This is a genomic window from Xenorhabdus sp. KJ12.1 (assembly GCF_963876495.1).
Lineage (GTDB): Bacteria > Pseudomonadota > Gammaproteobacteria > Enterobacterales > Enterobacteriaceae > Xenorhabdus > Xenorhabdus stockiae.
Window position 1 is genome coordinate 21,724 of record NZ_CAWNQH010000060.1, and the last position, 12,934, is coordinate 34,657.

Below are 12,934 nucleotides of genomic sequence, written 5' to 3' on the forward strand. Positions count from 1 at the left end.
CTTTCGCTTTAATTAGTCCTGCCAATACAAGCGGTTCAGGCATGATTATCTGGTGAGGTATGGTCAAAATTTATCACCCGTATCAGATTTGGAAGGTGGTCAACAAATGAAGAAAAGTACATCAAAAGAGATGCGTTCGTTGGCTGATATGCCAAAGATGGTTATTTTATTGGAAATATTGGGTATCGGGTTATTAGCGTTAGTCTATTTATCGATAACTGATAGCCTAATTCTATCACCTTTATTAATGACGACAGAAGCACACGTTGCTATGATCTTATTGGGTATCGGCTGTTTGATTCCCGCAGCTATCCATATTATCTGGCGTGCGATCTATAATCTCTCTTTTTTAGGTATTGATCATAAGAAAGAGGGCAGCAATCATCGGGTTGTTTCTGATGGAGAAAAAATAAAATAGGTTAACGATTTCATGTTGCTATCCTAATAGAGTGTTTTCTGAAGGTAGCAGGTGTCACTTTTAGTCATATGAGGTTGATTCAATGGATTCTATGGTTACCCCAAATTTAGCAACATTACGTAATTGGCTTGATAAGCTGAAAATTTCTTATTTTGAAAATGAAGCAAGCCAGGTATTGCATTTGCCTCATATGCAGAACATTGAAGGCCTGTTTGATGCCAAGATTGATCTGCTGGGGGATGTTGTCTTTTTCTCCGCTTTGGCTGAAGTCCGGCCAACAGCGATCATTCCATTGGTTGCGAATCTTAGCCAGATTAATGCCAGTTCTCTGACTGTGAAGGCATTCCTTGATATTCAGGATGAAAATTTACCAAAACTTATTGTTTGTCAGTCATTTCCTATCGCCGCCGGTATGACGTTCCAGCAATTCTCTCATTTTCTGAAACTCGGTGAGGAGCAAATTGCCAATGTGATCTTTGAAGTTCACAGTAACAATTTCCTTTATGTCACGAGTGATATGGAAAGTGAAATGGAAGTAGAAGATGAAGAAGATGAGGCACAGGCTTCGACAGAAACATCAACGTTTACCTTGCACTAATATTTTTTTAAGTGGTTTTTTACAATGCAGTGTGCGCAGTATACCGCGGGGCATTGTCACTCCTGCCAGTGGCTTGATAAGTCCTATTTAAATCAGTTATCAGAGAAACAAGAACATTTACAACAGCTTTTACGAGATACTTCGAACACGCGCTGGCAACCTCCTGTTGCCAGCCAGCTTAGTGGGTTTCGTAATAAAGCTAAAATGGTCGTAAGTGGCAGTGTTGAGCGCCCGCTACTCGGAATGCTGCATAGGGATGGCAGAACAGTCGATCTTTGTGATTGTCCTTTATATCCGCAACACTTTCAGCCAGTCTTTGACGTAATAAAAATATTTATCGCAAAAGCGGGGTTAGTCCCATACAACGTTGCACGTAAAAAAGGTGAACTGAAATACATTCTGTTGACCGAAAGCCGGGCTGATAAAGAGATGATGCTGAGGTTTGTGTTACGTTCAGAAACAAAACTGGAACAGTTACAACGATCCTTATCCTGGTTACAGAAACAGTTACCACAGCTGACGGTAATTTCTGCGAATATCCAACCGACACATATGGCGATCCTTGAAGGTGAAAAAGAGATTATTTTCACTGAAAAGAAAATGTTACAGGAAAATTTCAATAATATTCCGTTGTATATTCGGCCCCGGAGTTTTTTCCAGACGAATCCGGCTATTGCTTCACAGTTATATATGACAGCGGGGCAGTGGGTCAGGGAACTAAATATAGGCAGTATGTGGGATCTGTTTTGTGGCGCGGGAGGTTTTGGTCTGCATTGTGCAGATAAAGAAACCAAGCTGACAGGCATTGAAATCAGTGAGGAAGCTATTGCCTGTGCCAGAAATTCAGCTGACAGCCTCGGGCTCAAACATGTTGAGTTTCAGGCTCTGGATTCTACGCATTTCGCTCTTGAAAAATCGCAAATTCCGGAGTTGGTATTAGTTAACCCGCCTCGAAGAGGAATTGGCAAAGAACTTTGCCAGTATCTTAACCGAATGGCACCTGAGTATATTCTTTACTCAAGTTGTAATGCGGAAACGATGGCAAAAGATATCACCATGCTCGAACGATACCGAATAGAAAAAGTGCAGTTATTCGATATGTTTCCACACACTGAACATTACGAAACGCTGACTCTGTTGGTTCTGAATAATGGTTAGCCCGCAATGAAGAATAGCTTCCATTGTTGGTAATCAGCAATGGAAGCAAAGATACATCATAAAATAATGCTTGGTTGTTTAGTTACGTTGCTCAAATGATAGTGTGCGCCGTTCAAAAGTACGCATCAGCAATGTTAAAAGACCATTTATGCAGAGGTAAATGATACCGGCTGCAACAAAAACGGTTGCATCATAACTGCGGCCAAATTGTAGCTGGCTGTATCCCATAATATCCAACAGAGTGATTGTACTGGCCAGTGACGTGCTTTTGAAAATTAACACAACTTCGTTTGAGTAGGATGAGAGCGCTCTTTTGAAGGCATACGGTAGTAATATGCGCATAGAATGTGCCTGTGACATACCAAGTGCATAACAGGATTGCCATTGCCCTTCTGGGATTGCTTTAACTGCCCCATAAAAAAGTTGAGTGGAATAGGCTGCGCTATTTAGCGCCAGCGTCACCATCGCACAGAGCCACGGCTCGGACATTAACTGCCATAGCCACGGGTATGCTTTTATGGCTGGAAATTGCCCGGGACCATAGTAAATCAAAAAAAACTGTACGAGTAAGGGAGTACCGGTGAATAGTGTTATATAGCCTTTCACCAATTGCGAGAGCATCGGCAGTTTCATTGTCAGAATGACAGTCAGGATGACTGATAGCATAAACGCCACCAGCAATGCTGTGAAAGTCAGACTCAGGCTGGTTTGCAGGCCCGGTAAGATATCCTTTATATACTCAAGCATCAGAAGCACTCCGTTCAAAATGAGTTGCACGTACTTCAAGTCGTTTAAGGATAAATTGGCTCACCAGTGTGATAACTAAATAGATGATTGCGGCAACCATGTACCAGGTGAATGGCTCTTGTGTACGAGTGGCGATACTTTTTGTTTGTAACATTAAATCATTAACGCTTATTAATGAGACCAGAGCTGTGTCCTTTAATAAAACTAACCATTGATTACCTAATCCGGGTAAAGCATGACGCCACATTTGAGGCATAACCAGCCGGAAAAAGATGCGGCTTGGGCTTAATCCCAGTGCCTGACCCGCTTCTCTTTGCCCGATAGGAATAGCCTTTAATGCCCCTCTTATCGTCTGGGATGCATAGGCAGAATAAAGGAGGGAAAGCGCAATGACACCGCACAGGAAAGGGCTGACGTCAAAATTATCAATTTCCATCTGTATTCTGAACTGCCAGACTACAAGATTGATATCAAAACCTTCAGATAAAATGATAAGAAGCTGTGAACTCCCGAAGTAGATAAAAAGGACCACCAGAATTTCAGGTAATCCCCGGATCAGGGTAACCCAGCAGGAACCTAAAAGTGCAAAGGCTTTCCTGCGGGAAGATTCCCAGCCAGCAAAAATCATTGCCAGAATCAAACCGGCTATAAGAGAGGAAACAGCAAGGCCGACGGTGATACCGGCGGCACTAATTAAAGATTGAAATTCATTCATTGGAGTTCAATTGATTATTTTTGCCAAACCATTTTTCGTAGATGGTGTCATAAGTACCATCCTGTTTGATTTCTGCCAGAGCCTTATTCAGTTTATTTAATAAGTCTGTATTGCCCTTACGAACAGCGATACCTAAACCTGTGCCAAAGTAATCTTTATCAGTGACTTTCTCACCAATGGTACCTAGCTCTTTATTCTTTTTCAGCCATTCATTGACAACAGCAGTGTCACCAAATATTGCATCAACACGGCCATTTTTCAGATCGAGAATTGCATTCTGGTAGCTATCATATGGCACTGTTTGTAGCTCTTTATGCTGTTCCATCAGGTATTTTTGATGTGTCGTGCCATTCTGAGTACCTACTAATTTGCCTTTTAATTCATCAATTTTGGAAAACTTGCCTTTGACAGTCACAAAATTGGCAGAGTTATCATAATAAGTATCAGTAAAATCAACCTGTTTTTTTCTGTCAGGCGTAATATCGATACCTGCCATTAACACATCAACACGACGGAATTTCAGGCTGGGAATAAGACTGTCGAAGGCCTGATTAGTGAAACTACATTCGGCATTAAGTTTCTTACACATTGCATCTGCCAGATCGACATCGAATCCCTGAATTTTGTTGTCAGCACCAACGAATTCAAATGGAGGGTAAGTTGCTTCAGTCGCGAAACGCAGAGTTTCTTTCTCCGCTGCGGTTGCTGATAGGGTGACAGTAGTTAATAAAGCTGCAAGCAAGAATTTTTTCATAGCCATGTCCTGTAACTGATGATCATGTGATTGATGGTTATTTTTCTGAAATTATCTGTATGGCTGGCTCAGTATGCCAAACTTAGTGTGACAAATAATGAGCAAAAGCTTCGGTTTGAGGCTTTAAAAAATGACTTGCATCACCTTTTTCTATAATTCGTCCTTTTTCCATGTAGATAACCTGGCTAGCCGTTTTACGGGCAAGTTCCACTTCATGTGTCACAATAATTTGGGTAATTCCTGTTTCTGCCAGTTCTTTTATGATGTCAACGACCTGAGATGTGATTTCGGGATCAAGTGCAGCTGTTGGTTCATCAAATAACAGAACCTGAGGTTCCATCATTAGCGCACGTGCAATAGCGACTCGTTGTTGTTGCCCCCCTGACAAGTGCAGCGGAAAGCGATTAGCAAACTCTTCAAGACGAAGACGGGAAAGTAACTTGGCCGCTTTTTCCGTGGATTTTTGTTTGGATAACCTCTGCACCCGACAGGGAGCTTCAGTCAGGTTATCCATTACGGTTAAATGTGGCCATAAGTTATATTGCTGAAAAACCATCCCTACATTTTGCCGCAGGGCACGGATTTCTTTTGCATTAGGAGGTTGTTTAAAATCAAACTGATGCTTTGCTACACTTAACTGGCCGGAACGAGGCATCTCGAGTAAATTCAGGACTCGAAGTAAGGAGCTTTTGCCTGCACCACTAGGCCCAAGCAGAACGACGGTTTCCCCTGATCCACATTCAAAATTGATATCAAACAGAGCCTGATTAGTTCCATAGAAACAATTGATATTTTTTAATTGAATTTTCATGCGAAAACTATGAATAGTTAATTAGTTGATGGGATATTAATCCCAAAAGAATAACTATGCAATAATGTGCGCGTAAAATCGTTATTTTAGTCAGTTTTATGGGTTTTATAATCAGGCTGTGTTCTTTTTTTACCTTTTGTTAGGTACTGTTTTTAGCGTAAATATAAGATTATTAAATAACGTTATGCGTTTATTTATATAAATCTATCGGGTAAAAAATGCGATAAATATAGGCGTCATCAGGCTTAAAATGAAACCGTGAACGATGGCTGCGGGTACAATACTTATACCCCCACAGCGCTGTAATATGGGTAATGTGAAATCGATTGATGCAGCGCCGGTTAAACCTAGTGCAGTTGAGCGATAGCGATTGATTAGCATGGGAAGAAGCATAATAGATGCCAGTTCACGAGCTAGATCATTAAAAAAAGCTGTACTGCCAAATACTGGCCCGTAGGCATCAGAAATTAAAATGCCGGAAAGAGAATACCAGCCATATCCGGATGCAATAGCCAGGCCAGTCTTGGTTGGTAATCCAAGCAGGAATGCTGCTATCACGCCACCAATAAGTGAACTGATAGCGACAATAATCGCAACAACAGCTCCACGGCGATTCATGAATGTTTGCTTTAGGCTTAAGCCGTTATTACGTAGTTGGATACCAACAAAAAATAGTAAGAAAATTAAGGTGATTTCACTGGCCTTGCTGGAAAAATGGAACCATGACCATTCAGTCAGGCCGAGCAAAAAACCGAATATCAGTGCACCACATAATTTGATGGAGTCAAGTGCCATATGTAGGCGGGAAGGGGGACTTTCCTGTTTATGTCCTGTAATAATCCACGGTTCTTTTTTATCCAGAAAAAAAAGGGCAAGCCAGTTAGTTGCAAATATACACAGAAAAAATGTCATCGCATACAGTAGGATAGAAAGCAAATTACTACCTAGATTATCCAACATTGCAAGACTGATACCCATAAGCAGGAGAATGAGATAAACCATGACATTGAGCAATTGGTGAACTCTGGTAAGTATCGTTTTGTTATTTAAGCGAATCAGATAACCTAGGCTCAATGGAAGGAGGATAATTAGTAATCCTGAAAACATGTCACATATCCTTATAATAAACGTCTTTTAATCTGGCTTTATACTCTTGTTTTTCAAGTCGCTTTTTTGTTGCAGGGCATACTTCGAAATCCATTGGTATATCTTTGACTGGTCATAAAAACTAAAAAAGCTGTAACAACAAATAATTCACACTACTATAACATGTCGAGGAAAGGGAAACCTACTGAAATTCAGCTTATTCTTGCTATCCTGTCATTTTGAATTCACAAAAAAATTAAGCAAATTCAAAGCAAAACAGGGTAATATCTTTTTGTATGGTATGGAAAATGGCTGTCTTAGAGATATGCGTCAGTTATGACTGATATTTGATGATAAAACTCTCCTGATTTTTACATTTGTTTCATTTAAATCCAATTGATTTACATCTCACTCAATTATATTTATTGTGACTAAACATGAATAGGTTCTTAGGGGAGGGAGACAGTGAGGTTATCCGCTAAATAACACGCCACAAACAAAGGAGGAATTTACCTGTGGCGTGTGAATTACGAAACTATTGGTTACTCTTTTTTAATTTTGAGCCATCTTCCAAAGGAACAATAACACAGGCATGATTGCCTTTAGGGCCTTGATTAACGCTGAAATTCACTTTTTGCCCGGCTTTCAGCGTCCTATAACCATCCATCTGAATGGTTGAATAGTGAGCAAATATATCTTCACCGCCACTTGCCGGGCAAATAAATCCAAAGCCCTTCGCATTATTGAACCATTTAACTGTACCTGTTTCCATACTTCTCTATCCCTCGTATTATGATTTCGGGTTTAGGAATCACTAAAAATTTCAGGATCATGAACAGTCGTCCAGCTAGGAATGGTGTTCATAAAATACACTGTAGTGAAATTCATTTTATCGTCAAGTGCAGAAGTTATGACAGGTTGTCTCAAATCGCCAAAGTTTGATATAGATAACGTTATCAGACTTTTAGGTGGAATACTGGCTCTGATCGTCTACGGGAATAAGCAGAGTGCTTTATGTAGTGATAAAATATATAGAGGTAGAACGAATTAGTTCATACTAAAATCCGATAGAAAGATAATACTCAGTGGAAAGACAATGAGTCAGTTTTATAACAGCTTGAATTTTGAAGAATTTATAGAAGACAAAGCAAAGCAAGCGCTACAGCCGCCATCTATGTACAAGATAATTTTGAATAACGATGACTATACCCCCATGGAGTTTGTGGTTGACGTATTACAAAAGTTCTTTTCTTATGATATTGAACGAGCAACGCAACTAATGCTGGATGTCCATTACCAAGGGAAGGCAATTTGCGGTATTTATACAGCAGAGGTCGCAGAAACTAAAGCTGCGCAAGTGAACATGTATGCTAAGGAGCACGAGCATCCGTTACTTTGCACGCTGGAAAAAGTCTGATCTGGCTTATTGATTTTGGAGGAGGTGCTTATGCTCAATCAAGAATTGGAGCTGAGTCTCAACATTGCTTTTGCCAAAGCAAGGGATAACAGACATGAATTTATGACTGTCGAGCACCTGCTACTGGCGTTGTTAAGTAACACATCAGCGCGAGAAGCACTGGAGGCTTGTAAGGTCGAGCTGGCAGTTTTACGCCAGGAACTGGAAAATTTTATTACTCAAACAACCCCTTTATTACCAGAGAATGATGATCGGGATACCCAGCCAACATTGAGCTTTCAGCGAGTGTTGCAACGAGCGGTGTTTCATGTTCAATCTTCAGGCCGCTCAGAAGTTTCCGGGGCGAATGTACTGGTTGCAATTTTTAGTGAACAAGAATCTCAGGCGGCTTACTTACTGCGCAAGCATGACGTCAGTCGGCTGGATGTTGTGAATTTTATATCTCACGGAACACGTAAAGATGAGCTCGATAATGAGAGTCATCATAATGTTAGTCCAGTTCAGGAAGAACAAGCGATAGGTGAGGATAGATTGGAAAATTTCACTACAAATCTGAATCAATCTGCACAAAAAGGGCAAATTGATCCGCTGGTTGGTCGTCAGCATGAATTGGAAAGAACAATTCAGGTGTTGTGTCGCCGGCGCAAAAATAACCCATTGCTTGTTGGGGAATCTGGAGTTGGTAAAACTGCGATTGCTGAAGGGCTTGCCTGGCGCATCGTGCAAAAAGATGTTCCGGCAGTGATGAAGGATTGCACGATTTACTCTCTGGATATCGGTTCATTGTTGGCAGGGACTAAATATCGAGGTGATTTTGAGAAGCGCTTCAAAACTTTGTTAAAAACCCTGGAACAGGACAGTAAAAGTATTCTCTTTATTGACGAAATCCATACCATTATCGGTGCTGGTGCCGCTTCGGGTGGTCAGGTGGATGCAGCCAATCTGATTAAACCTCTTTTATCCAGTGGCCGTATTCGCGTGATTGGTTCGACAACCTATCAGGAATTCAGCAATATTTTTGAAAAAGACCGCGCTCTGGCCCGTCGGTTTCAGAAGATCGATATTCTGGAGCCTTCTTCCGAAGAAACGGTACAGATCATTAATGGGTTACGTGCTAAGTATGAAGCGCATCACGATGTTCGCTACACAGCAAAAGCTATTCGGGCTGCTGTCGAGTTGTCGGTGAAATATATCACCGATCGCCATTTGCCGGATAAAGCTATTGATGTGATTGATGAAGCCGGTGCGCGTACAAGGTTGGTTCCAATCAGCCGTCGTAGAAAAACCATTAATGTTGCAGATATTGAATCAGTCGTTGCCCGTATTGCCCGTATTCCGGAGAAAACAGTTTCAGCCAGTGATAAAGATGTCTTGAGAACACTGGATGATCGTTTGAAAATGCTGGTATTTGGTCAGGACAAAGCAATTGGTGTATTAACCGAAGCCATCAAAATGAGCCGTGCGGGGCTGAGGCAGGAGCACAAACCTGTTGGTTCTTTCCTGTTTGCCGGGCCTACAGGAGTTGGTAAAACAGAAGTCACAGTACAGTTGGCGAAGGTCCTCAATATTAAATTATTAAGATTTGATATGTCTGAATATATGGAGCGTCATACTGTCAGTCGCTTGATAGGTGCTCCGCCAGGTTATGTTGGTTATGATCAGGGTGGTTTATTGACAGATGCTATTATTAAGCACCCTCATTCTGTGTTGTTGCTTGATGAGATTGAAAAGGCCCATCCGGATGTATTCAATATCCTGCTGCAGGTGATGGACAACGGAACGTTGACTGATAACAATGGTCGGAAGGCAGATTTCCGTAATGTTATTCTGGTGATGACAACCAATGCGGGAGTACGTGAGATACAGCGTAAATCTATTGGGTTCACGGAACAGGATAATAGCATTGATGGGATGGCTGAGATCAAACGAACCTTTACCCCCGAATTTCGCAATCGTCTTGATAGTATTATCTGGTTTGACTCACTTTCTGCGGAAGTTATTCAACAAGTGGTTGATAAATTCATTGTTGAATTGCAGGTTCAACTGGATGAAAAAGGTGTGTCACTGGAAATCAGCACGGATGCCCGTCAGTGGTTATGTGATAAAGGGTACGATAAAGCGATGGGTGCCCGTCCGATGGCCCGTGTGATTCAGGATAGCCTGAAAAAACCATTAGCTAACGAGTTATTGTTTGGCTCTTTAGTACATGGAGGTTCAGTCAGAATTAGTCTTGATAAAGATAAAAATGCACTGAAATACGATTTCAAAAGCGTACAAAAATCAAACAAGAAAAAATCAGAAGATGCCGTACTATAATCAGTACGGTATATGCAAAACTAGCAATTAAGTTAAGAGCAACACCACAGGCGAATGTTGAAAGTACATAACCTGTGGTGTGTAAGAAGGTATCGGAATCAGCGGCTACGGAAGATGATACGGCCTTTGCTCAGGTCATATGGAGTTAGTTCAACTGTAACCTTGTCTCCAGTCAGGATGCGGATATAGTTTTTACGCATTTTGCCTGAAATGTGAGCAGTAACGACGTGTCCGTTCTCTAATTCGACACGAAACATGGTGTTTGGCAGTGTGTCTAACACAGTACCTTGCATTTCAATATTGTCTTCTTTGGCCATCTAATCCTCTAAATGTAACAACCATAGTTTTTAACCGGCAAGATAATGCCGAAAAACCCTCATTATGTAAAGGAATGTCGTATTTTACACCATTATTTTCCTCATAATGGTATTGACACTCCCACCGTGAACAGCATAAACCACCAAGTATTGACTATAACTCCAGCGCTTGCGCATCCCAACAACCAGCTTGCAATGATTGTTTTTGGTACTGGTCAAGATGCCGGAGAAACTCTTTCCTTGGAATATTTTTGGCGCCCAGTGATTCTGTATGGTGGTTTAGCACCTGGCAATCAAACAGTTGGCCGCCATGACGCAAAAAATGGTGATAGAATGCCACAAAAGCACACTTGGATGCATTCTCCATTTTGCTAAACATCGATTCGCCGCAAAATAGTGTTCCTATATTAACACCATATAACCCACCGACGAGCTGTTGTTTATGCCAAACTTCAACTGAGTGAGCTAAACCTTCCTGATGCAAGGTTTGGTAACCCAATTGAATGTCAGAACCGATCCATGTGCCTTCTTGTCTCTGGGCACAACCATAGACCACCTGTTCAAAAGCATAGTTTACCGTAATTTGGTAAGGATGTTTGCGAATAAAACGTCGCAAAGTTCGGCCGGTATGTAATTCTCCAGGGATCAGGACAGCCCTGGGGTCGGGAGACCACCACAAAGGAAGTTCATTCGGTGAAAACCACGGAAAAATGCCTTTGCGATATGCGGTCTTTAATCGTTCTGCACTTAGATCACCCCCAAATGCTAACAAGCCATTTGGTTCTGCCAGCGCAGTATCTGGATGGGGAAATTCATATGAGTTATCCAATTGAGCTATCAACATAAAACTTATTACTCCTGATCAGGATAGCTCTGTCGTTGATAGAATTGGTAGTAGCGTCCTTGTTGGGACAATAACACATCGTGTTGTCCTTGCTCAATGATACGTCCCCCATCCATCACACAGATCCGATCCATGTGTTGTAAGCCTGTTAACCGATGGGTAATTACAATAAGTGTTTTATCCTGACAATTATGGCGTAATAGTGCCAGGATTTGTTGTTCAGTATCTGCATCAAGCCCTTCTGTTGGTTCATCCAGAAGCATGAGTGGTGAGTTATGTAGTAATGCTCTGGCAATACCCAAGCGGCGTTGTTCACCACCTGAAAGCTGACGTCCGCCTTCGCCCATCCAACAGTTTAGCTTTTCATTGTTTTCTAGCAAGTTTCCTAAGCCAACCTGTTGCAATACCGTTTCTAATTCTTCATCTGTGGCACCCGGTTTTGCCATTAACAGATTTTCCCGCAGAGTATGGCTGAATACATGTATCCGTTGAGGAACGACTGATATCATTGATCTCAGTGTGGCTTCATCATAGAGAGAAATGGGCTGCTGGTTGAGTAGAATTTCTCCGTTATCAACATTCCACGCCCGGGTTAATAATTGCAAAAGAGTCGATTTACCACAGCCAGTTTTACCTAATAAGGCGATATGTTCACCTGCCTGAAGAGACAGTGAAACACTCTGCAATACAGGTATAGGCTGGTTAGGGTAAGTGAATTCTATGTTTTTTATCTCAAGGCTGAGATTGCCTGTACTTTTTGGCCCGTCAGCAGGAAAGGTGACTTCTGCTTTCTGATGCATTAGCTGAGAAACGCGGGTTGCTGACGAGATCACCTGCCCCATGTGCTGGAATGCAACAGTGACTGGCCCCAGAGATTCAAATGCTGAAAGAGCACAGAATGTAAACAGGGCAATTAATGCACCGGGTTGACTATTTCCGCCTACATCTCCTGCTGCCAGCCACAATATTAATGTTACCGTCATACCAGTAGCAAAAATCATGATGGCCTGAGAAAGCCCTGTCAGGTTGGCTTGCTGTTGCTGGCTTTTTAGCCATTGATATTCAACTTCGGACATTGTCTGGCGGAAACGTTTAAGGGCACCGAAAACGGTTAATTCTGCCTGACCCTGTAATGTACTGGTGAGTAAAGTTCGATACTGCCCACGTAATACTGTGATATTCCTGCCATAAGGTTTACCTGCGTGATAAAACACAAAAGGTAAGATCAGTAATAATCCCAGCATAATACCGCCGAGAGTATAGGCGAGAGTCCAGTCAAGAAAGCCTAGACCTAATGTCAGAACTACAATCACAGCGAGTGCAGCAAGCAATGGAGACAGGACACGAAGATAGAGGTGATCTAATGTTTCTACATCAGCCACAATCCTGTTTAATAGCTCCCCCTGACGAAAACGGGCAATCCCTCCCGGCGAAAGTGGCAGGATCTTCTGAAAGGTAAATACCCGCAGATGGGCCAATACCCGAAATGTAGCATCATGGCTAACCAGCCGCTCTCCATAACGCCCGGCAGTGCGGAAAATTGCGGCGCCCCGGACACCTGCGGCAGGCAGCATGTAATTAAAGGTATATTTTCCGGCAAAGCCCGCCACAGCCGTACCAGCTAGAAACCAGCCAGACAGTGTAAGTAAGCCAATACTGGCTAACAGAGTTAGTGTTGCCAGAACCATCCCTAAACTGATGAGAAACCAGTGGCGGCGATATAGTGCGAGAAATGGAAGTAATATACGCATGA

At 42.1% G+C, this 12,934-nt stretch carries 14 protein-coding genes; 5 read left to right on the forward strand and 9 right to left on the reverse strand.

Annotated features, from left to right (window positions below):
- Nucleotides 1–106: 106 nt before the first annotated feature.
- The 3 genes from AACS92_RS07010 (at nt 107) to rlmC (ending at nt 2,174) form a co-directional block, all read left to right on the forward strand.
- Nucleotides 107–418 carry a YbjC family protein gene (locus tag AACS92_RS07010; RefSeq protein WP_099110671.1) on the forward strand — a complete coding sequence of 104 codons (312 nt, stop codon included), beginning with the start codon at nt 107–109 and terminating at the stop codon, nt 416–418.
- Between the two features lie 82 nt (nt 419–500).
- Complete coding sequence (locus AACS92_RS07015; RefSeq protein ID WP_099110672.1) at nt 501–1,016, forward strand: YbjN domain-containing protein; 516 nt, start codon at nt 501–503, stop codon at nt 1,014–1,016.
- Between the two features lie 24 nt (nt 1,017–1,040).
- On the forward strand, nt 1,041–2,174 hold the full coding sequence (gene rlmC / locus AACS92_RS07020; RefSeq protein ID WP_099110673.1) for a 23S rRNA (uracil(747)-C(5))-methyltransferase RlmC: 1,134 nt from the start codon (nt 1,041–1,043) through the stop codon (nt 2,172–2,174).
- 78 nt (nt 2,175–2,252) lie between these two features.
- Here the strand turns inward: rlmC and artM are convergent, their stop codons facing one another.
- From artM to cspD, 6 genes are all read right to left on the reverse strand, one after another.
- Nucleotides 2,253–2,921: an arginine ABC transporter permease ArtM gene (artM, locus tag AACS92_RS07025; RefSeq protein WP_099110674.1), complete on the reverse strand. Its 669-nt coding sequence runs from the start codon at nt 2,919–2,921 to the stop codon at nt 2,253–2,255.
- Entirely contained in the window at nt 2,914–3,636 is a 723-nt protein-coding gene (gene artQ, locus AACS92_RS07030; protein ID WP_099110675.1) for an arginine ABC transporter permease ArtQ, read from the reverse strand. Before artQ ends, artM begins: the two co-directional genes overlap by 8 nt.
- Nucleotides 3,629–4,390 (reverse strand): arginine ABC transporter substrate-binding protein, encoded by a 762-nt coding sequence (gene artJ / locus AACS92_RS07035; RefSeq protein ID WP_099110676.1) that lies wholly within the window; start codon nt 4,388–4,390, stop codon nt 3,629–3,631. The genes artQ and artJ overlap by 8 nt, the downstream gene beginning before the upstream one ends.
- A gap of 82 nt (nt 4,391–4,472) precedes the next feature.
- On the reverse strand, nt 4,473–5,201 hold the full coding sequence (gene artP / locus AACS92_RS07040) for an arginine ABC transporter ATP-binding protein ArtP (RefSeq protein WP_099110677.1): 729 nt from the start codon (nt 5,199–5,201) through the stop codon (nt 4,473–4,475).
- Between the two features lie 204 nt (nt 5,202–5,405).
- Entirely contained in the window at nt 5,406–6,308 is a 903-nt protein-coding gene (locus AACS92_RS07045; RefSeq protein WP_099110678.1) for a lysine exporter LysO family protein, read from the reverse strand.
- A 514-nt stretch (nt 6,309–6,822) separates the two neighbouring features.
- Nucleotides 6,823–7,059: a cold shock-like protein CspD gene (cspD, locus tag AACS92_RS07050; protein ID WP_099110679.1), complete on the reverse strand. Its 237-nt coding sequence runs from the start codon at nt 7,057–7,059 to the stop codon at nt 6,823–6,825.
- A 324-nt stretch (nt 7,060–7,383) separates the two neighbouring features.
- Between cspD and clpS the strand changes: the two genes are divergently transcribed.
- On the forward strand, nt 7,384–7,704 hold the full coding sequence (clpS, locus tag AACS92_RS07055; protein WP_099110681.1) for an ATP-dependent Clp protease adapter ClpS: 321 nt from the start codon (nt 7,384–7,386) through the stop codon (nt 7,702–7,704).
- Nucleotides 7,705–7,734: 30 nt separating this feature from the next.
- Nucleotides 7,735–10,020: an ATP-dependent Clp protease ATP-binding subunit ClpA gene (gene clpA / locus AACS92_RS07060; RefSeq protein WP_099110682.1), complete on the forward strand. Its 2,286-nt coding sequence runs from the start codon at nt 7,735–7,737 to the stop codon at nt 10,018–10,020.
- Nucleotides 10,021–10,118: 98 nt separating this feature from the next.
- On the opposite strand, the gene infA is transcribed toward clpA, so the two are convergent.
- From infA to cydC, 3 genes are all read right to left on the reverse strand, one after another.
- Nucleotides 10,119–10,337 (reverse strand): translation initiation factor IF-1, encoded by a 219-nt coding sequence (gene infA, locus AACS92_RS07065; protein WP_004244560.1) that lies wholly within the window; start codon nt 10,335–10,337, stop codon nt 10,119–10,121.
- 154 nt (nt 10,338–10,491) lie between these two features.
- On the reverse strand, nt 10,492–11,181 hold the full coding sequence (gene aat / locus AACS92_RS07070) for a leucyl/phenylalanyl-tRNA--protein transferase (protein WP_099110683.1): 690 nt from the start codon (nt 11,179–11,181) through the stop codon (nt 10,492–10,494).
- An 8-nt stretch (nt 11,182–11,189) separates the two neighbouring features.
- A complete protein-coding gene (gene cydC, locus AACS92_RS07075; protein ID WP_099110684.1) occupies nt 11,190–12,932 on the reverse strand; it encodes a heme ABC transporter ATP-binding protein/permease CydC in 1,743 nt (580 codons plus the stop codon).
- Between the last annotated feature and the right edge of the window lie 2 nt (nt 12,933–12,934).

Bases quoted from the DNA above. Each gene is read 5' to 3' on its own strand.
- clpS (WP_099110681.1), top strand. From the start codon at position 7,384: ATGAGTCAGTTTTATAACAGCTTGAATTTTGAAGAATTTATAGAAGAC.
- artP (WP_099110677.1), bottom strand. From the start codon at position 5,201: ATGAAAATTCAATTAAAAAATATCAATTGTTTCTATGGAACTAATCAG.
- artM (WP_099110674.1), bottom strand. From the start codon at position 2,921: ATGCTTGAGTATATAAAGGATATCTTACCGGGCCTGCAAACCAGCCTG.
- aat (WP_099110683.1), bottom strand. From the start codon at position 11,181: ATGTTGATAGCTCAATTGGATAACTCATATGAATTTCCCCATCCAGAT.
- infA (WP_004244560.1), bottom strand. From the start codon at position 10,337: ATGGCCAAAGAAGACAATATTGAAATGCAAGGTACTGTGTTAGACACA.
- cydC (WP_099110684.1), bottom strand. From the start codon at position 12,932: ATGCGTATATTACTTCCATTTCTCGCACTATATCGCCGCCACTGGTTT.
- AACS92_RS07045 (WP_099110678.1), bottom strand. From the start codon at position 6,308: ATGTTTTCAGGATTACTAATTATCCTCCTTCCATTGAGCCTAGGTTAT.
- rlmC (WP_099110673.1), top strand. From the start codon at position 1,041: ATGCAGTGTGCGCAGTATACCGCGGGGCATTGTCACTCCTGCCAGTGG.
- artJ (WP_099110676.1), bottom strand. From the start codon at position 4,390: ATGAAAAAATTCTTGCTTGCAGCTTTATTAACTACTGTCACCCTATCA.
- artQ (WP_099110675.1), bottom strand. From the start codon at position 3,636: ATGAATGAATTTCAATCTTTAATTAGTGCCGCCGGTATCACCGTCGGC.
- clpA (WP_099110682.1), top strand. From the start codon at position 7,735: ATGCTCAATCAAGAATTGGAGCTGAGTCTCAACATTGCTTTTGCCAAA.
- AACS92_RS07015 (WP_099110672.1), top strand. From the start codon at position 501: ATGGATTCTATGGTTACCCCAAATTTAGCAACATTACGTAATTGGCTT.
- AACS92_RS07010 (WP_099110671.1), top strand. From the start codon at position 107: ATGAAGAAAAGTACATCAAAAGAGATGCGTTCGTTGGCTGATATGCCA.
- cspD (WP_099110679.1), bottom strand. From the start codon at position 7,059: ATGGAAACAGGTACAGTTAAATGGTTCAATAATGCGAAGGGCTTTGGA.